17 protein-coding genes are annotated in these 19,319 nt (G+C 39.6%); 15 read left to right on the top strand and 2 right to left on the bottom strand.

Going from position 1 to position 19,319, the window contains the following annotated elements; all coding sequences use genetic code 11:
* Positions 1–2 precede the first annotated feature (2 nt).
* From M3226_RS02285 to spo0A, 7 genes are all read left to right on the top strand, one after another.
* Positions 3–896: a polyprenyl synthetase family protein gene (locus M3226_RS02285; protein WP_251562153.1), complete on the top strand. Its 894-nt coding sequence runs from the start codon at positions 3–5 to the stop codon at positions 894–896.
* 165 nt (positions 897–1,061) lie between these two features.
* On the top strand, positions 1,062–2,963 hold the full coding sequence (gene dxs, locus M3226_RS02280) for a 1-deoxy-D-xylulose-5-phosphate synthase (RefSeq protein WP_251562363.1): 1,902 nt from the start codon (positions 1,062–1,064) through the stop codon (positions 2,961–2,963).
* A gap of 2 nt (positions 2,964–2,965) precedes the next feature.
* Positions 2,966–3,802 (top strand): TlyA family RNA methyltransferase, encoded by an 837-nt coding sequence (locus tag M3226_RS02275; protein WP_251562151.1) that lies wholly within the window; start codon positions 2,966–2,968, stop codon positions 3,800–3,802.
* A gap of 450 nt (positions 3,803–4,252) precedes the next feature.
* A complete protein-coding gene (gene ahrC / locus M3226_RS02270) occupies positions 4,253–4,702 on the top strand; it encodes a transcriptional regulator AhrC/ArgR (RefSeq protein ID WP_098530077.1) in 450 nt (149 codons plus the stop codon).
* A 15-nt stretch (positions 4,703–4,717) separates the two neighbouring features.
* A complete protein-coding gene (recN, locus tag M3226_RS02265) occupies positions 4,718–6,406 on the top strand; it encodes a DNA repair protein RecN (protein WP_251562149.1) in 1,689 nt (562 codons plus the stop codon).
* A 125-nt stretch (positions 6,407–6,531) separates the two neighbouring features.
* Positions 6,532–7,821, top strand: a complete 1,290-nt coding sequence (gene spoIVB / locus M3226_RS02260) for a SpoIVB peptidase (RefSeq protein WP_251562147.1) — start codon at positions 6,532–6,534, stop codon at positions 7,819–7,821.
* Between the two features lie 284 nt (positions 7,822–8,105).
* Positions 8,106–8,897, top strand: a complete 792-nt coding sequence (spo0A, locus tag M3226_RS02255; RefSeq protein WP_251562145.1) for a sporulation transcription factor Spo0A — start codon at positions 8,106–8,108, stop codon at positions 8,895–8,897.
* Between the two features lie 65 nt (positions 8,898–8,962).
* Here spo0A and M3226_RS32470 read toward each other — a convergent pair whose 3' ends face one another.
* On the bottom strand, positions 8,963–9,010 hold the full coding sequence (locus M3226_RS32470) for a hypothetical protein (RefSeq protein ID WP_251562361.1): 48 nt from the start codon (positions 9,008–9,010) through the stop codon (positions 8,963–8,965).
* Positions 9,011–9,138: 128 nt separating this feature from the next.
* Here M3226_RS32470 and M3226_RS02245 point away from each other — a divergent pair, with 128 nt between their 5' ends.
* Positions 9,139–9,867: a glycerophosphodiester phosphodiesterase gene (locus M3226_RS02245; RefSeq protein ID WP_251562142.1), complete on the top strand. Its 729-nt coding sequence runs from the start codon at positions 9,139–9,141 to the stop codon at positions 9,865–9,867.
* A 76-nt stretch (positions 9,868–9,943) separates the two neighbouring features.
* On the opposite strand, the gene M3226_RS02240 is transcribed toward M3226_RS02245, so the two are convergent.
* Positions 9,944–10,177 (bottom strand): DUF2627 domain-containing protein, encoded by a 234-nt coding sequence (locus M3226_RS02240; RefSeq protein WP_098530082.1) that lies wholly within the window; start codon positions 10,175–10,177, stop codon positions 9,944–9,946.
* Positions 10,178–10,365: 188 nt separating this feature from the next.
* On the opposite strand from M3226_RS02240, the gene M3226_RS02235 reads away from it, so the two are divergent.
* The 7 genes from M3226_RS02235 to M3226_RS02205 all read left to right on the top strand — a co-directional run bounded on the left by M3226_RS02235 (position 10,366) and on the right by M3226_RS02205 (position 19,319).
* The gene (locus M3226_RS02235; RefSeq protein ID WP_251562141.1) at positions 10,366–12,441 is read left to right on the top strand and encodes a sigma-54 interaction domain-containing protein; all 2,076 of its coding nucleotides are present in this window, start codon (positions 10,366–10,368) and stop codon (positions 12,439–12,441) included.
* A gap of 129 nt (positions 12,442–12,570) precedes the next feature.
* A complete protein-coding gene (gene yqiS / locus M3226_RS02230) occupies positions 12,571–13,476 on the top strand; it encodes a phosphate butyryltransferase (protein ID WP_251562139.1) in 906 nt (301 codons plus the stop codon).
* Between the two features lie 28 nt (positions 13,477–13,504).
* Positions 13,505–14,608, top strand: coding sequence for a branched-chain amino acid dehydrogenase (gene bcd / locus M3226_RS02225; RefSeq protein ID WP_251562137.1), 1,104 nt, complete (start codon positions 13,505–13,507; stop codon positions 14,606–14,608).
* Between the two features lie 98 nt (positions 14,609–14,706).
* Positions 14,707–15,810 (top strand): butyrate kinase, encoded by a 1,104-nt coding sequence (gene buk / locus M3226_RS02220; protein WP_251562135.1) that lies wholly within the window; start codon positions 14,707–14,709, stop codon positions 15,808–15,810.
* 22 nt (positions 15,811–15,832) lie between these two features.
* Positions 15,833–17,254: a dihydrolipoyl dehydrogenase gene (lpdA, locus tag M3226_RS02215; RefSeq protein ID WP_251562133.1), complete on the top strand. Its 1,422-nt coding sequence runs from the start codon at positions 15,833–15,835 to the stop codon at positions 17,252–17,254.
* 67 nt (positions 17,255–17,321) lie between these two features.
* Entirely contained in the window at positions 17,322–18,323 is a 1,002-nt protein-coding gene (locus M3226_RS02210) for a thiamine pyrophosphate-dependent dehydrogenase E1 component subunit alpha (RefSeq protein WP_251562130.1), read from the top strand.
* Between the two features lie 12 nt (positions 18,324–18,335).
* Positions 18,336–19,319: an alpha-ketoacid dehydrogenase subunit beta gene (locus M3226_RS02205; protein WP_251562128.1), complete on the top strand. Its 984-nt coding sequence runs from the start codon at positions 18,336–18,338 to the stop codon at positions 19,317–19,319.

The following is a 19,319-nucleotide window of genomic DNA, read 5'->3' as shown; positions in this document are numbered from 1 at the left end:
GCTTGGAAACCAGGGTACTAGACGCATTTAGAAAAGAATATCAACAACTGTTAAATCGGGAACTTCGAGCGCTGGTAGAAAAACTGGATGCCCCTTCCGTAATAAAGGATTCCATGATTTATTCTCTAGAAGCAGGCGGTAAAAGAATACGCCCCTTATTGTTGTTCGCAACCTTAGATGCTTTTGGAATTGACCCTAAAAAGGGAATTCCGGCTGCAGCCGCAATCGAAATGATTCATACCTATTCTTTAATTCATGACGACCTGCCTAGTATGGATAATGATGATTTGAGAAGAGGAAAGCCAACCAATCATAAGGTGTTTGGTGATGCGATTGCGATACTCGCTGGTGATGCTTTATTAACCTATAGTTTTGAAGTAATAAACATGCTTTCCGAAGATTTTGCTCCACCTACTGTAAAAACGAAGTTGGTAATAGAAATGGCAAAAGCAGCCGGAGCTGAAGGAATGGTAGGCGGACAAGTAGCTGACATGGAAGGGGAGAACAAAATTCTATCCCTTGATGAACTAGAGTATATACATATTCACAAAACAGGTAAGCTGCTAAAATTCAGTGTTGTTGCAGGAGCCATTATGGCTCATGCAAATGAAAGCTTATTACAAAACCTATCGTCTTTTGCACATCACCTTGGACTTGCTTTCCAAATACAGGATGATATTCTAGATTTGGTAGGCAATCAACAAATAATTGGAAAGCCAGTTGGCAGTGATACCGTTAACCATAAAAGCACCTATCCACAATTATTATCCTTGGAAGGGGCAAGAGCCGCCCTTCAGAAACAGATTATGCTGTCCAAAGAATACTTAAAAAAGACAGAGTTAAATACTATTTTTCTTAACGAAATAACGGATTTAGTGGCATCAAGGGATCACTAGCGTGCTTTTAGGCTGAGTATTAGTATGTTCTAATTGTTCTCATTGTAGAGGAGTTGTTAATTGCCGTTATCACTTACTGTGTTAGCGGCTATTTTTTCAGATGAGATAGAAATACTAGGAATAATATATGTAGAACGAAAAAGAATGAAAGTGAGTGGTCCAGAAATGGATTTATTATCAATAAAGGACCCATCCTTCTTAAAAAGGATGTCGAATCAGGAGCTTGAGGCTCTTAGTCAAGAAATTCGTGAGTTTTTAATTCAAAAATTATCTGTAACGGGAGGGCATATCGGGCCAAATTTAGGTGTGGTGGAACTAACGCTCGCATTACATAGATGTTTTGATAGTCCGAGGGATAAAATTATTTGGGATGTTGGTCACCAATCCTATGTTCATAAAATTTTAACTGGCAGGGCCAGTGAATTTGACACGTTAAGACAATTTAAGGGGTTATGCGGTTTTCCGAAACGGGAAGAAAGTGCGCACGATGTTTGGGAGACGGGACACAGCTCCACTTCTCTTTCAGCTGCTATGGGTATGGCAATTGCAAGGGATCTGAAAAAAGAGAATTCCTTTGTAGTCCCTGTAATTGGCGACGGTGCCTTAACGGGCGGAATGGCACTTGAGGCCCTAAATCATATTGGACATGAGAAAAAAGATATGATTGTAGTCCTTAATGACAATGAAATGTCCATTGCTCCCAATGTCGGTGCACTTCATAATATTTTGGGTCAATTACGGACGGCTGGAAAATATCAATGGGTAAAAGATGAACTTGAAGTACTGTTAAAGAAAATTCCCGCTGTTGGCGGAAAACTGGCTGCAACGGCTGAAAGAGTAAAGGATAGCCTGAAGTATTTAGTGGTTTCCGGTATGTTCTTTGAAGAGCTGGGCTTTACTTATTTAGGACCGATTGATGGTCATAATTTTGATACTTTATTTGAAAGCCTCCAATCAGCAAAAAAGACCGACGGACCTGTGATTCTCCATGTTATTACAAAAAAGGGGAAGGGGTTTAGACCGGCTGAAAGTGACAAGATTGGTACTTGGCATGGAACGGGACCATATAAAATGGATACAGGAGATTTTGTCAAACCAACAAAAAAGCAACCGCCTGCATGGAGCAGTGTTGTCAGCGAAACGGTCCGTAAGCTTGCAAGGAGTGACGAGCGAATTGTTGCAATTACCCCAGCAATGCCGGTAGGTTCGAAGCTAGAAGGTTTTGCCAGCGAGTTCCCAGACCGAATGTTCGATGTGGGGATTGCCGAGCAGCACGCTGCAACTGTTGCAGCAGGATTGGCCACTCAAAATATGAAGCCTTTTTTGGCCATTTATTCAACCTTTTTACAACGAGCCTATGACCAAGTGCTTCATGATATTTGCCGGCAAAATTTAAATGTTTTTATTGGAATTGACCGTGCTGGTTTAGTAGGTGCGGACGGTGAAACGCATCAAGGAGTATTTGATATAGCTTTTTTAAGGCATATCCCCAATCTGGTCTTAATGATGCCTAAGGACGAAAATGAAGGTCAGCATATGGTTTATACCGCATTAAATTATAATGATGGACCGATTGCTATGAGATTTCCACGCGGTAATGGATTAGGGGTAGAGATGGATGAAGACCTCCAGAACATTCCGATTGGCACTTGGGAGACCATAAAAGAAGGAACAGATGCGGCGATCTTAACCTTTGGTACCACCATTCCAATGGCAATGGAGGCCGCACAAAGTCTTGAAAAACAAGGATTATCCATTAGAGTTGTTAATGCTAGGTTTATTAAGCCGATTGATGAAATAATGCTAACGGAGCTTCTTGATAAACAAATCCCTATCCTGACGATTGAGGAGGCTGTTTTGCAAGGTGGGTTTGGCAGTGCAATCCTTGAGTATGCGGGATCCCAGGGATATCACGATGCATTTATTGACAGAATAGGGATTCCAGATCGATTTATTGAACATGGTGATGTAGATTCCTTACTTGAGGAAATCGGTTTAACAACAGAAGAAGCAGTAAAGAGGACTTCTATTTTAGCGCAGGCCAGAAAAAAACAACAAAGGGCATAAATATGAAAAACAAAGAACGTTTAGATGTTTTATTAGTTGAAAGAGGACTCATTGAGACCCGGGAAAAGGCAAAAAGAGCGATTATGGCAGGTTTAGTTTATACAAATGAGGAACGACTAGATAAACCTGGTGAGAAGGTTAAAGTAGATATACCCTTAAATATAAAGGGGAATGTACTTCCATATGTGAGTCGTGGTGGATTAAAGCTGGAAAAGGCATTAAAGGTCTTTGATGTGAATGTCGAAAATAAGGTTTTATTGGATATCGGTTCTTCCACTGGTGGGTTTACAGATTGTGCATTGCAAAATGGTGCAAAGATGTCCTATGCCCTCGATGTAGGTTATAATCAGCTGGCATGGAAACTGAGGCAGGATGAACGTGTAATTGTAATGGAAAGAACCAATTTTCGTTATGTCACACCAGCAGATTTAAGTCGTGAAATGCCAAACTTTGCCACCATCGATGTATCGTTCATTTCATTAACATTGATTTTACCAGTTCTAAAAACATTATTAATTCCTGGCAGTGATATTATTGCTTTGGTTAAGCCGCAATTCGAGGCTGGACGAGAGCAAGTCGGTAAAAAAGGAATTGTACGTGATGAAAAAGTACATCTACAGGTTATTGAAAAAATTATTAACTTTTCCATCAAGGAAGGCTATATTGTTAAAAACTTATCCTACTCCCCTATTACAGGAGGAGACGGAAATATTGAATTTTTGCTTCACCTAAGATGGGAAAATGAACGAGAAGCGGGGATTAATCAACTGCAAATTCAGCCTGCTGAAATTGTCGAGCAATCCCATAAGGAATTTCACACAAAACGGGATGAAGGGTAGGCAAATAGCCTATCCCTTTTGTATGTGAATGTATTTTTATGAGAAAAAAATGTACATTCCTTTGGAAATGGGCTAACATATTGGTAGATAGGACATACACTGATGTTCTTTTATTAGATTCAAAAGTAAAAAGCTTTTAACTTTGAGAATTGTCTAGCTCCAGTGCCTAGCCCCTCGATGGTCTACAGCCTCGTCCAAAAGGTTAAAATTAACCTTTCGGCCGGCTTGTCTTATGCTTGTCGGGGGTGACCAAGGCGCTTGCGCTTTTCTTATGAGATAAGAAAGTATAAAAGTTTTTGACTTTGAGAAATGTCTAGCTCCAGCGCCTAGCCCCTCGAGGTCATAAGTCAATCCGTCCAAAAGGTTAAAAAGCAACCTTTCGGCCGGCTCGTCTTATGCTTGTCGGGGCTGACCAAGGCGCTTGCGCTTTTCTTATAACGAGGTGAAAAAATGAATAAAGGTCAACGCCATATTAAAATAAGAGAAATTATTGCCAGCAACGATATTGAGACGCAAGATGAATTAGTAGATGAATTAAAGAGTGCAGGATATAATGTAACGCAGGCAACCGTCTCTAGAGATATTAAAGAATTGCACTTGGTTAAAGTTCCATTAACAGATGGACGCTATAAATACAGCTTGCCTGCGGACCAACGCTTTAACCCTTTGCAAAAATTAAAACGATCGCTTATTGACGCTTTTGTCAGAATTGATTCCGCGGGTCATTTACTCGTCATGAAATGCCTGCCTGGTAACGCTATGGCAATAGGTGCATTAATTGATAACCTTGACTGGGATGAAATACTGGGAACAATTTGTGGTGATGATACCATGTTAATTATTTGTCGAACACCGGAAGACACTGAGGTCATTACAAACCGGTTCCTTGACATGCTTTAAATGGGGGGAAGTACCTTGTTAGCAGAATTATCAATAAAAAACTTCGCCATTATTGAGGATTTGTCGATCTCGTTTGAAAAAGGGTTAACGGTTCTAACGGGTGAAACAGGTGCTGGTAAATCCATTATTATCGATGCCATCCATTTATTAGTGGGTGGCAGAGGGTCTGCTGAATTTGTCCGTCATGGTGAAGAAAAAGCCATTATTGAAGGGTTATTCCAAATAGATGATCCTAACCATCCAGTTAAGTCAAAAGCGTATGAATTTGGGATTGAGATTGAAGAGGGCATGCTGATTTTACGGCGTGATATTGCCCGGACTGGGAAAAGTGTTTGCCGGATCAATGGAAAACTGGTGACTATTTCAATTCTCAGAGAAATAGGTGCAACACTTGTAGATATACATGGTCAGCATGAACATCAGGAGCTTATGGATGAAACAAGACACTTGACATTACTTGATCAATTCGGGGCAGAGTCAATTTATCCTGCTCAGAATGAATATTCACAGGTATTTCGCCGTTTTGAGCAAACACTACATAAACTTAAATCCTTGAGCGAGAACGACCAGCAGACAGCACATCGGCTGGATCTAATTCAATTTCAGTTAGATGAAATCCAAAAGGCAGATTTAAAACCAAATGAAGATGAAGAATTGTCTGAGGAAAAAAGAAAATTAGGGAATTTCGAAAGGGTATTCGAGGCCATTCAAACTGGATATAACGCTCTAAAGGGAGAACAAAAGGGACTAGATTGGATTGGGATGGTCATGGGCTCCCTTGAAGAGGCTGCTGCACTTGATTCTACCTATCAAGACTTATCTGATTCAGTTTCAAATAGTTTTTACCAATTAGAAGATGCCGCACATACATTAAGAAATGAATTAGATGGTCTTGAATATGACCCACAGAGATTAAACGAAATTGAAGGTCGTTTGAACGAAATTAATCAGCTTAAACGGAAATACGGGAAAACCATTACGGAAATATTAGAATACGCTGCCAAGATTGAAGAAGAAATTGAAACATTGCAAAACAAAGAAACGCATATCGGAGAACTCGAAAAGGAATTAACATCTATCAAAAAAGACTTGGTGCTTGAAGCACAACAATTAACGGAACTTCGCCATAAATGGGCAAACAAGCTGACAAAATTAATTCATAAAGAATTAAAAGAACTGTACATGGAGAAAACTATTTTTGAAATAAGATTTGAATCCGAACGGCATCATTTTGCAAAAAATGGTGTCGATCATATAGAGTTCTATATTTCAACTAATCCTGGAGAACCCCTAAAACCATTGTCAAAAGTGGCATCGGGTGGAGAATTGTCACGAATTATGCTGGCATTAAAAAGTATATTTTCTAAACATCAAGGGGTAACATCGATTATTTTTGATGAAGTAGATACCGGTGTCAGCGGTAGAGTCGCTCAATCGATTGCTGAAAAGATATATAAGGTCGCAGCAGGTTCTCAAGTTCTTTGTATTTCCCATTTACCGCAAGTGGCAGCAATGGCAGATACTCACTTGTTTATTGCAAAAATTATAAAGGGCGGACGTACCAAGACATCTGTTACACCATTAAAGACAGAAGAGAAAATAAAAGAAATAGGTCGAATGATTTCTGGTACGGAAATAACCGATTTAACGAAGAAACATGCAGAAGAATTATTGCAATTAGCTGGTAAAAATAAGATAAAATGAAATGCTATCCAAATTGGGTAGCTTTTTTATGTTGAACGAAGTTATAAATGATTGTCAAGGAGGCAAAATTATAGATGTAGCCATTTTTATAAGTGCAATGAAAAGAAGCGAGGAGAGTGAAGGATTTGAAGTTAGAAATAATTAGAAAGATTATTGGTGGAATTCTCCTTGTTTCATTAATTAGCCTTATTTTTTTTCAGCCCTTACAGCAATACCTTTCAATACCAAAGTCAATAACCGTTTTTGAAGGACAAGATTACACGTTCCAAAAGGCTGCACCGGTAACAGCCGCCATAGCTTCTCACAATTCAAATATCACACTTAATCAGGAAAAAAAGTCGGTATCAGTTAAAGCAATTGAACACGGCAAAAATGAAATGCTTCTAGAGTATGCAGGGATTCCCATTAAAAAGGTTGATGTACGTGTCTTAAAAGATTTCCGTGTCTTACCCGGAGGTCAATCAATTGGTGTAAAACTAAATACAGTTGGTGTGTTAGTGGTTGGTCACCATTTAATTAACACAGAAAATGGAAAAAAGTCTCCAGGTGAAATTGCAGGAATTAAAGTTGGAGATATCATAACAGAAATCAATGGCAGTAAAATTGAGAAAATGACAGACGTAGCCCCTTTTGTTCAATCGGCAGGACAAGATGGTAAAGCCCTTGATTTAGTCATAAGCCGAGAAACTGGAAAATTTACCACCAAACTAACTCCTTTGAAAGACAAGGGAGAGAACACTTATAAGCTTGGACTATATATCAGAGATTCTGCAGCTGGTATTGGAACCATGACCTTTGTTCATCCACAATCTAAAAAATATGGTGCCCTTGGGCATGTAATTTCAGACATGGATACAAAAAAACCAATCGTTGTAGAAGATGGGCAAATTGTCCGTTCTACTGTAACATCGATAGAAAAAGGAAGTAATGGAGATCCAGGTGAAAAGCTTGCTCGTTTTTCTTCGGATCATGAAATTGTTGGTAACATTCAAAAGAACAGCCCGTTTGGAATTTTCGGGGAATTAAACCGTGAATTAAAAAATGGTATATTGGATAAACCACTTCCAATTGCCCTATCTGATCAGGTAAAAGAAGGACCTGCAAAAATTTTAACAGTGGTTGATAGTGATCGAGTAGAAGAATTTGATATCAAAATTGTTAGTACAATCCCGCAAAAGTTTCCGGCAACAAAAGGCATGGTTATAAAAGTAACCGATCCAAAGCTGCTTGAAAAGACAGGAGGAATTGTACAGGGGATGAGTGGCAGTCCGATTATTCAAAACGGTAAGCTTGTCGGAGCTGTAACACATGTCTTTGTCAATGATCCTACATCCGGCTATGGAGTCCATATTGAGTGGATGCTAAATGAAGCTGGAATTAATATATATGAAACGCCAAAAGAAAAAGCAAGTTGAATTCCAAGCAAAATAGGTGCAATGACCTATTTTGCTTGTTTTTTTTATAAGGAAAATTCGACAAAAGGCAGTAATAAATTGGTAATGATGCGTTTTACGTCGAATAAGGAAGTAAAACAAAGAAAAGATAAGATTTTATCACTATTTTAACAAATATTTAAAAAATGAAAGGAATTTTTGTTGCATTGTCGAATTTCTAATTTAGAATAGAATTAAGAGAAAAAAAACGATTTGAATGTTCGATTGAAAATAGAGACACGATTTGTATGAGGGAGGAACAGGATTTGAAAAAGATAAAGGTATTTGTTGTTGATGATAATAGAGAGTTAGTAGGATTATTAGAGGACTATATTTCCTCCCAAGAAGATATGGAAGTTGTCGGTATAGCACACAACGGTCAAGAATGTTTAGATATGCTTGCTTCCGTAGACCCAGATGTACTTGTGCTGGATATCATTATGCCGCATCTTGACGGATTAGCTGTTCTTGAGCGTTTACGTGATGTAAAAAAAGGAACGATTCCAAATGTTATTATGCTAACTGCATTTGGTCAAGAGGATGTTACCAAAAAGGCGGTTGAACTTGGTGCTTCCTACTTTATCTTAAAACCTTTTGATATGGAAAATCTCGGCAGCCATATTCGTCAAGTTAGCGGTAATGCGAATACTTTTACTAGGAAGGCTCCTAGTGTAAGTTATCGGTCTCAGTCTGAACAAAAACCAAAAAATCTTGACGCAAGCATCACTAGTATTATTCATGAAATAGGCGTTCCAGCGCATATTAAAGGATACTTATATTTGCGTGAAGCCATTTCAATGGTATACAACGATATCGAACTTCTAGGTTCGATCACAAAAGTACTATATCCGGATATCGCTAAAAAGTATAATACAACAGCAAGCCGTGTAGAGCGGGCCATTCGTCATGCAATTGAAGTGGCTTGGAGCCGGGGGAATATTGACTCCATTTCCTCTCTATTCGGTTATACAGTCAGTATGACGAAAGCAAAGCCTACTAATAGTGAATTTATTGCCATGGTAGCAGATAAATTACGCCTTGAACATAAGGCTTCTTGAAAAATCACTAAAGCAGCGAAGGCCTTCATTCCAGTGAATGAAGGCCTTTATTAGTTTTTTATCGATTAATTTTTTTCCTTCTTTTCTAATTCCATAAGTTTTTGTAATAGAATATGTTGAGGTAAAATGCATAAGCTGTTCTAACGGTATTTTAATCCACGAAATAGCTTTAGGCAGTTTTTGTTAATAATTGTAATGGTTACAAGTCTATTCCTCAATTTAAATGTTGGGAAGTGAAAATATGACACAAATATTTGCACATCGTGGATATTCCGCTTTATTTGCTGAAAATACGATGGGCGCTTTTATAGAAGCTGAAAAAGCTGGTGCCGATGGACTAGAACTGGATGTACAGTTAACGAAGGATGGTGAAATAGTCGTAATCCATGATGAAAAAGTGGATCGAACAACCACCGGAAGCGGGTTTGTTAAGGATCTCTTATATAAAGATATTAGAAAATTAAATGCCAACAAAAAAGGGTTAAGGAAAGAACAGATCCCATCCTTAATAGAAGTATTGGAATGGCTCCAAACCAACAAATTAATCTGTAATATTGAGTTGAAAAATGGACTCATTCCCTATGATGGAATGGAAAAAAAAGTAGTCCAATTAGTTAGAAACTATGGGCTGAGTGATCGGATTATTATATCGTCCTTTAATCATTATAGTATAGTTTACAGCTACAGGATTGCACCAGAGATTGAAACAGCACCACTGTTTATAGAAGGAATTTATATGCCTTGGATTTATTCTCAATCAATACGTGCAAAAGGGATTCATCCTAAACACTCTGCTATGTCCGATAGTATACTTATTAATACCATGGATAATGGTATTGCAGTACGCCCCTATACAGTTAACAAAGATATAGATATGAACCGGTTTTTTAAAATTAATTGTACAGCTATAATAACAGATGATCCCGCTAAGGCTCTTCGGATTAGAAAACAATATGTGGACAAATTGTGACGAATCGATCTGCTAATTGAAAAGGAGAGGGCTGTTCAGTAGAACGGCCTCTCCCTTTTAAGTTACGAACGAATCATCATTTCTTAAACTTAGGCTGGACTTTATTGCGCTTACGGTCACGGTGAAAAATAAATCCGGCAACAAATCCAAGACCCCCGATAAAAAAAATCAATCCTGTTAAGAATTGCAATAATAAATTTGGAAATGGCGTTTGCAGAATTCCGAATGTCATATCACGCATTAATTTAATGCCTAAAGCCGCTAATGCACCTGGAATGACTAAAATGATGAGAGCGATAATACGTATCATAAATAAATCCTTCCAATTACTAGATAATTTTCTGACTTCTATATCATTATATCTCAACAAAATATTTTTTTATAGATGAAAATTGTCAAGATGAGTCTTTTAGTTATAAAATTGGTAATGAAGAGAATTGCAGAGATTCTTCTTTGGTGAATGCAAAAAATTTCCTAATACCAAAAGGGGTAAAATAAATGCAGAACATTATGATTGTTGGAGCTGGTAAAGGTGGAACGGCAATCTTAGAAATTCTAAAAGAATCCGAAGTGCTTAACGTTCAAGTTGTTATTGATCGAAACGAAAATGCACCCGGGATTATCCTCGCTCGCAAAGAGGGAATTAATACAGGGACAAGCTGGCAGACGTTTTTAAATGAGAATATTGATATCATTATTGAAGTGACAGGAAATGATGAAGTTTTTCATGAAATTCGAAATGCCAAAAATAAGCAAACGGTATTAATTCCCGGGAGCGTTGCCTTCTTGGTATCAAAGCTTATGGAAGAAAAGGAAGAACTTGTGGCAAAGCTCCAAAATGATTCATATAAGCAGGAACTAATTTTTAACGCTGCCAATGATGGTATGGTGGTAATCGATAATCATGGAAAAGTAATTCTTTTTAATAAAAGAGCTGAAGAAATCATGGGTGTTAACAAAGAGCAGGCAGTTGGTAAGGATGTTCTAGAAGTTATTCCGACGAGCAGGCTTTTATTAATTTTGAAAACAAGAAGAGTGGAATCTAATCAGGAAATGGAATTAGGTAATGGACGGAAAATTATTACGACCCGTATTCCGATCGTTGAAGAAAATGGAACATTGATGGGGGCATTTGCTGTTTTTAAGGATATAACAGAAGTGGTCAATTTAGCGGAGGAAATCACTAATTTAAAGGAAATTCAAACTATGCTTCAGGCCATTATTCATTCGAGTGATGATGCCATCTCCGTTGTTGATGAGAATGGCCGTGGAATCCTTATTAATCCAGCTTACACCAGACTAACTGGCCTTACCAAAGATCAAGTCATTGGAAAGCCTGCAAATGCTGACATTTCTGAAGGTGAAAGTATGCATATGAAGGTTTTACAGACAAGAAGGGCTGTACGTGGTGTCCCAATGAGGGTAGGCCCCAATAAAAGGGAGGTAATTGTGAATGTAGCCCCGATTATTGTAGAAGGGAAATTAAAAGGCAGTGTCGGTGTGATCCATGATATGTCAGAGATGAAATCGTTAAGCAGAGAATTGAATCGGGCTAGACAAATCATCCGGACTCTTGAAGCAAAATACACATTCGAGGATATTATCGGCATATCAGAGGAAATGGTGATTGCCATTGAACAGGCAAAGCTGGGGGCAAAAACTCCTGCAACTGTACTGCTGCGAGGCGAATCGGGAACAGGGAAAGAGTTGTTTGCCCATGCCATACATAATGCAAGTGATCGAAAATACAATAAATTTATTCGTGTAAATTGTGCCGCAATTTCTGAATCGTTATTAGAGAGTGAATTATTTGGCTATGAGGAAGGTGCCTTTTCAGGTGCACTAAGGGGAGGAAAACGCGGTCTTTTTGAGGAAGCGAACAACGGCAGTATCTTTCTTGACGAGATAGGGGAATTGTCTGCCAATACCCAGGCAAAGCTCTTAAGGGTACTGCAAGAAGGTGAAATTATCCGCGTGGGTGGTACAAAGCCTATCAACATAAACGTCCGAATCATTGCTGCAACAAATGTAAATCTGGAAAAGGGTATTGCTAAAGGTTCGTTTAGGGAAGACTTATATTATCGATTAAACCGCATGCCAATTCAAATTCCACCGCTCAGGAAGCGTAAAGAGGAGATCCCTGTTTTATGCAGCAGGCTGATAAATAAAATTAATCGGGATTATGGAAGAAATGTCGAAGGAGTAACGAAAAAAGCACTAGTTCAAATAATGGAATATGACTGGCCGGGAAATGTGAGAGAATTAGAAAATATCCTTGGCAGAGCGATTATTTTTATGAATTATAACGATACCTTCATCGATATTAACCATCTTCCGGAATTAAGAAACAATACGATAAGGATAGAATCTTCTGGAATGAAATCCCGAGAACCCTTAAATTTAGAAAAGACCTTGCCAGAAATGGTGGAGGAATACGAAGCAAGGATTATCCAGGAAACTCTTTTACGTTTACACGGAAATAAAACAATGACAGCTAAAACATTAGGTTTATCAGTAAGAAACCTTTATTATAAACTAGAAAAATACAATCTTGAAAAAAATAGCATGCAATAAATTTCATGGTCTGAAATTTATTGCATTGTTCTGATGATTAAAATAAAACGTTTACATAAAAGAGATATGGCATAAAACTTGCATATTTTTAAGTGGGATTGAGGAAGAGAGGAAAGGGTTGATGACAGCTTGTTGCTAGACTCACTGATAAATCAAGCAACACGCAATGGCCATCATACGGTTGCTGTAGCCGCTGCAGACACGGCAGAAGTCATTGAGGCCGTACTTAATGCGTTAAATCGAAATCTTGCTGAATTTATCCTTTATGGTGATCAGGAAAAAATCATTTCACTGATTAAATTGCAAAAGCAGGAGCTCTTGAATAATCATAAATTAAAAATTGTTCATTCTGATTCTGTAGTCAGTGCCGCAGAATCCGCGGTTCAAGCGGTTTCCAACAAACAAGCAAATGTATTAATGAAAGGAAATATTCCATCCAATACCTTTTTAAAGGCGGTTTTAAATAAGGAGTATGGACTCAGAACTGGGAATGTTTTATCACATACAGCGTTCTTTGAAGTCCCTGGTTATAGTCAACTACTCTTAATTACAGATGCAGCTATGAACATTGCTCCTAACTTAGAACAAAAAGTGCAAATTATAAAAAATACGGTTGTACTTGCCAAATCAGTCGGGATCGAAATGCCTAAAGTAGCGGTTATTGCTGCTGTTGAAGCAGTTAATCCCGATATGCAGGCCACCCTTGATGCTGCTGCATTAACAGTGATGAATAGACGGGGGCAAATTTCCGATTGCATTGTTGATGGGCCACTTGGCCTTGACAATGCCATTTCTGAATTAGCTGCTGAACACAAAGGGATTATCAGCGACGTAGCAGGTAAAGCAGATATTTTATTGGTACCCACAATCGAGGTTGGGAATGTGTTATATAAATCATTAATTTATTTTGCTAAGGCAAAGGTAGGCGCTGTCCTTGCGGGAGCAAGCGCTCCAATAGTGCTAACATCAAGAGCTGATACAGCAGAAAGCAAGCTGTATTCACTAGCGTTAGCTCTATGTTGTGTAAATAAATAGGTTTTTACCCATTTGAGGAGGAAATTTCATGGAAATCTTCAAGTATTTAGAGAAATATGATTATGAGCAATTAGTTTTTTGTCAAGATAAGCAATCAGGTCTAAAAGCTATTATAGCTATTCATGATACAACACTTGGTCCGGCGTTGGGTGGTACCCGCATGTGGACTTATGCCTCTGAGGATGCAGCGATTGAAGATGCTCTTCGTCTAGCTAAAGGGATGACCTATAAAAATGCAGCTGCAGGTCTAAATCTCGGAGGAGGAAAAACCGTTATCATTGGCGATCCTCGTAAAGATAAAAGTGAGGAATTATTCAGAGCTTTCGGCCGTTACGTCCAAGGTTTAAATGGCCGATACATTACAGCTGAAGATGTGGGGACAACTGTGGCGGATATGGATTTAATCCACGAGGAGACAGATTTTGTTACAGGTATTTCTCCGGCATTTGGATCTTCTGGTAATCCGTCTCCAGTCACTGCCTTTGGTGTATATCGCGGCATGAAAGCAGCGGCAAAGGAAGCCTTTGGTACGGATTCACTTGAAGGAAGAGTGGTTGCAGTACAGGGAGTTGGCAATGTAGCGTATACACTTTGCGAATACCTGCATAAAGAAGGGGCGCAGCTTATTGTAACCGACATTAACAAAGAAGCAGTAAATCGTGCCGTTCAAGCATTTGGTGCTCGTGCAGTTGATCCGGATGATATTTATGGAGCTGAGTGTGACATCTATGCTCCTTGTGCCTTAGGGGCAACGATTAATGATGACACAATCCCTCAATTGAAGGCTAAAGTAATTGCAGGTTCTGCTAATAATCAATTAAAGGACGCTCGTCATGGAGATATCATTCATGAAATGGGCATTGTATATGCTCCGGATTATGTAATAAACGCTGGCGGCGTTATCAATGTGGCAGATGAGCTTTATGGATATAATCAAGAACGTGCAATGAAAAAGGTTGAACAGCTATATACAACGATTGAAAAGGTCATTGAAATTTCGAAGCGGGATGGCATCCCAACCTATGTTGCTGCTGATAGAATGGCTGAAGAAAGAATCGCACGAATTCGTAATTCAAGAAGCCAATTTTTACAAAATGGCCATCATATCTTAAGTCATCGGATTTCAAGATAATACAAGGCCCTTACGAGGAAAATGATGTTAAGGCAGAGCGCTGAATTGGATTCAGCGCATTTGCCTTTAGATAGATCTTTTAAGTGGAGGATACGACGTTGCCAGATTATAAAGATCGGATACTTACCATTAACCCAGGATCAACATCCACTAAAATTGGTGTTTTTGATAACGAAGTTTCTATTTTTGAAACAACTATCCGTCATGATGTGGAAATTATTACTACTTTTACTACTATTATTGACCAACATCAATTTAGAAAGGCTGTAATTTTGGAAACACTGGATAATGAAGGAATTAACATATCAAAATTATCAGCTGTTTGCGGACGTGGCGGCTTACTTCGTCCTATTGAAGGGGGAACATACCAGGTCAATGATTTAATGTTAAAGGATTTAAGATCTGGCTATGCGGGGCAGCATGCATCTAATTTAGGTGGGATTATAGCCTACGAAATTGCTTCAGGTTTAAATATCCCTGCCTTTATTGTCGATCCAGTTGTTGTTGACGAACTCGCCCCAATTGCTAGGATCTCCGGTTTTTCCTTAATTGAAAGAAAAAGTATCTTTCACGCCTTAAATCAAAAAGCAGTTGCTAGGAGAGTAGCAAAGGAGCTGGGAAAGGAATACAGTGAATTAAATTTGATTGTTGCCCATATGGGCGGTGGCATTACGGTCGGTGTCCATCAACAAGGAAGAGTTGTTGATGTAAACAATGGTTTGCACGGTGATGGACCTTTTAGTCCTGAACGGGCTGGGACTGTGCCTGCAGGGGATTTAATTGCCCTTTGTTTTTCAGGCGAATATTATCGGGAAGAAATGATGAAGAAACTTGTAAGGCATGGTGGACTTGTCGGATACCTTGGAACAAACGATACAGTAACGGTAGAAAAGAGAATTGCTGCAGGCGACAAAGTGGCAGAGTTAATCTATGAAGCAATGGCCTATCAGGTAGCTAAAGAAATAGGGGCTTGCAGTGCGGTTGTTTCTGGCAAGGTGGACGCTATCATCTTAACAGGCGGACTCAGCTTTGCAAATGGATTGGTGAAATCAATTAGCGATCGAGTCAATTGGATTGCGGATGTCATTGTTCAACCCGGGGAAAATGAACTTCAAGCCTTGGCAGAAGGGGCACTTCGGGTTTTAAGCGGTGAAGAAGAAGCAAAGGTATATCCGGGGAATTATTCTACTGCAAAAATCTAACGACTATGGGGAGGAAACATAAGTGGCACAAGAATATGATTTGGTCATTCTTGGAGGTGGAACAGGCGGCTATGTGGCAGCTATTCGCGCTTCTCAGCTTGGCTTAAAAACAGCCATTGTAGAAAAAGGGAAATTGGGAGGTACCTGCCTCCATAAGGGCTGCATCCCAAGCAAGGCCTTATTAAGAAGTGCAGAGGTTTTTGCAACAACAAAGCGCGGTGAGGATTTTGGTGTTATCACGAGCGATGTTTCATTAGATTTTGGAAAAGTTCAAGCTAGAAAAAATAAGATTATTGACCAGTTACATAAGGGCGTCCAACATCTAATGAAACAGGGGAAGATTGATGTCTATGAAGGGATTGGACGAATCCTCGGACCTTCGATTTTTTCACCGATGTCGGGTACTATTTCTGTTGAAATGAACAACGGAACGGAAAACGAAATGCTGATTCCAAAAAATGTGATTGTGGCCACTGGTTCAAGACCAAGAACGCTTCCAGGGCTAGAAGTCGACGGTCAGTTGGTAATATCATCTGATGAAGCGTTACAGCTTGAAACTTTGCCAAAATCAATCATTATTGTTGGAGGCGGTGTTATCGGAATAGAATGGGCTTCCATGCTTTCTGATTTTGGAATAAATGTAACAGTTATTGAGTTTGCTGACCGTATCATTCCAACAGAGGATAAAGATATTTCTAAAGAAATGCAGCGGGTCTTGAAAAAGAAGGGGATAAACCTTGTTACCGGTGCTAAGGTGCTTCCTGAAACAATTGTAAAAGATCAAGAGGTTAGTATTTCAGCAGAGGTTAAAGGGGTCCTTAAACAGTTCAAGGCTGAAAAACTCTTAGTCTCAGTTGGCCGCCAAGCAAATCTAGAGGGAATAGGACTTGAAAATACTGATATCCAAGCTGAAAATGGCTTTATCGTGACCAATGAATTTTATCAAACGAAAGAGTCCCATATTTATGCGATAGGTGACGTTATAGGCGGTTTACAACTTGCACATGTTGCCTCGCATGAGGGAATTATTGCAGTTGAGCATATAGCAGGAGAAAAACCATCGCCAATGAATTATAACTTAGTATCCAGGTGCATCTATAGTAACCCGGAGGTCTCCAGTGTAGGAATAACTGAGGAGCAGGCAAAAGAAAAAGGCCATAAATTGAAAATAGGTAATTTTTCCTTCCGGGCAATCGGGAAAGCTCTTGTTTTCGGCGATTCAGATGGCTTTGTAAAAATTGTTGCAGATTCCGAGACTGATGATATTCTAGGGGTGCATATGATTGGTCCACATGTAACTGACATGATCACAGAGGCAGGGCTGGCCATGGTATTAGATGCAACACCGTGGGAAATTGCCCATACCATTCATCCACATCCCACTTTGACAGAAGCCATTGGGGAAGCAGCTTTGGCAGTGGATGGGAAGGCCATTCATTCATAATAAATGTAACGTATTAGCTTTTGATAATTTGTTAGTATTTATCGAACAATTGGGAGGTAAGAAATAAATGGCAGAGAAGCGTCATGTAGTTTTAGGATTAAGCGACCAAAAGGTATTGGAAATGTATGAGACAATGCTTTTGGCCCGACGCATTGATGAGCGGATGTGGTTATTGAATCGTGCTGGGAAAATTCCATTTGTTATTTCATGTCAAGGCCAAGAAGCTGCACAGGTGGGAGCGGCTTTTGCTCTGGATCGGGAGAAGGATTATGTACTTCCCTACTACCGAGACATGGGGGTTGTGTTAACCTTCGGGATGACACCAACAGAATTGATGCTTTCCGGTTTTGCTAAAGCGGAGGATCCGAACTCAGGAAGCCGGCAAATGCCTGGCCATTTTGGGCAAAAGAAAAATAGAATCGTAACGGGTTCTTCACCTGTTACCACACAAGTTCCCCACGCTGTAGGAATTGCTCTTGCAGGAAAGATGGAGAAAAAAGATTTAGTAACATTTGTTACGTTTGGAGAAGGTTCTTCTAACCAAGGGGATTTCCATGAAGGGGCAAACTTTGCAGGTGTGCATAAACTTCCGGTTATATTCATGTGCGAAAATAATAAATATGCTATTTCAGTCCCAATTGAAAAACAATTAGCATGTGAAAGGGTGTCAGATCGTGCGATTGGATATGGGATGCCAGGTGTAACTGTTGATGGTAATGATCCTCTCGAAGTGTATAAGGCTGTAAAAGAGGCGGCTGACCGGGGCCGCCGTGGCGAAGGTCCAACCCTTGTTGAAACAATTTCTTACCGGCTTACTCCACATTCTTCGGATGATGACGATCGTTCGTACCGTGCACCGGATGAAGTGGCAAAAGCAAAAACAAAGGATCCGTTAATGACCTTTGGAGCCTATTTGAAGGAAACAAATGTCTTAAATGATGACCTAGAAAAAGAAATGAATGATCGTGTGATGAAACTGGTGAATGAGGCGACAGAATATGCAGAAAATGCTCCTTATTCTGCACCAGAAGATGCATTGAAATATGTTTATGCGGAAACGGAAGAGTAAGGGGGAAGTAAAATGGCGATTATTTCATATATTGATTCAATCACAATGGCGATGCGTGAAGAAATGGAACGCGATCCCAAGGTGTTTATCCTTGGTGAAGATGTAGGGGTGAAAGGCGGAGTATTTAAAGCAACCCAAGGCTTATACGAACAATTTGGTGAGGAACGGGTCATTGATACGCCACTTGCAGAGTCAGCTATCGCAGGAGTAGGAATAGGGGCAGCGATGTACGGGATGCGTCCAATTGCTGAGATGCAATTTGCTGATTTTATTATGCCTGCTGTAAACCAAATTATTTCTGAGGCTGCAAAAATTCGCTATCGTTCTAATAATGATTGGAACTGTCCAATTGTTATTCGTGCCCCTTACGGCGGAGGAGTCCATGGAGCACTCTATCATTCTCAATCAGTCGAAGCGGTTTTTGCTAATCAGCCGGGGTTAAAAATAGTAATGCCCTCAACACCATACGATGCGAAAGGACTATTAAAAGCTGCTATTCGCGACAATGACCCGGTTCTCTTTTTCGAGCACAAACGGGCATATCGTTTAATCAAGGGTGAAGTCCCAGCGAATGATTATACACTGCCAATCGGCAAAGCGGATATAAAACGCGAAGGCGATGATATTACAGTTATTACTTATGGTCTATGTGTTCATTTTGCCCTTCAAGCGGCAGAAAAATTAGCCCAAGATGGAATTTCTGTTCATATCCTTGATTTACGAACTGTGTATCCGCTTGACAAAGAAGCAATTATTGAAGCAGCTTCTAAAACCGGCAAGGTGCTGCTAATAACAGAGGACAATAAGGAAGGAAGTATAATAAGTGAAGTCTCAGCCATTATAGCGGAATATTGCTTATTTGATTTAGATGCTCCTATTATGCGGCTCGCTGGACCAGATGTCCCGGCCATGCCTTATTCTCCTACCATGGAGAAATTCTTTATGGTTAATCCGGACAAAGTCGAAAAGGCAATGCGCGAGCTTGCGGAATATTAA

The organism is Neobacillus cucumis (assembly GCF_023715505.1).
The sequence above is the reverse complement of the archived record's forward strand: the minus strand, read 5'-3'. Positions and strand labels throughout refer to the sequence as shown.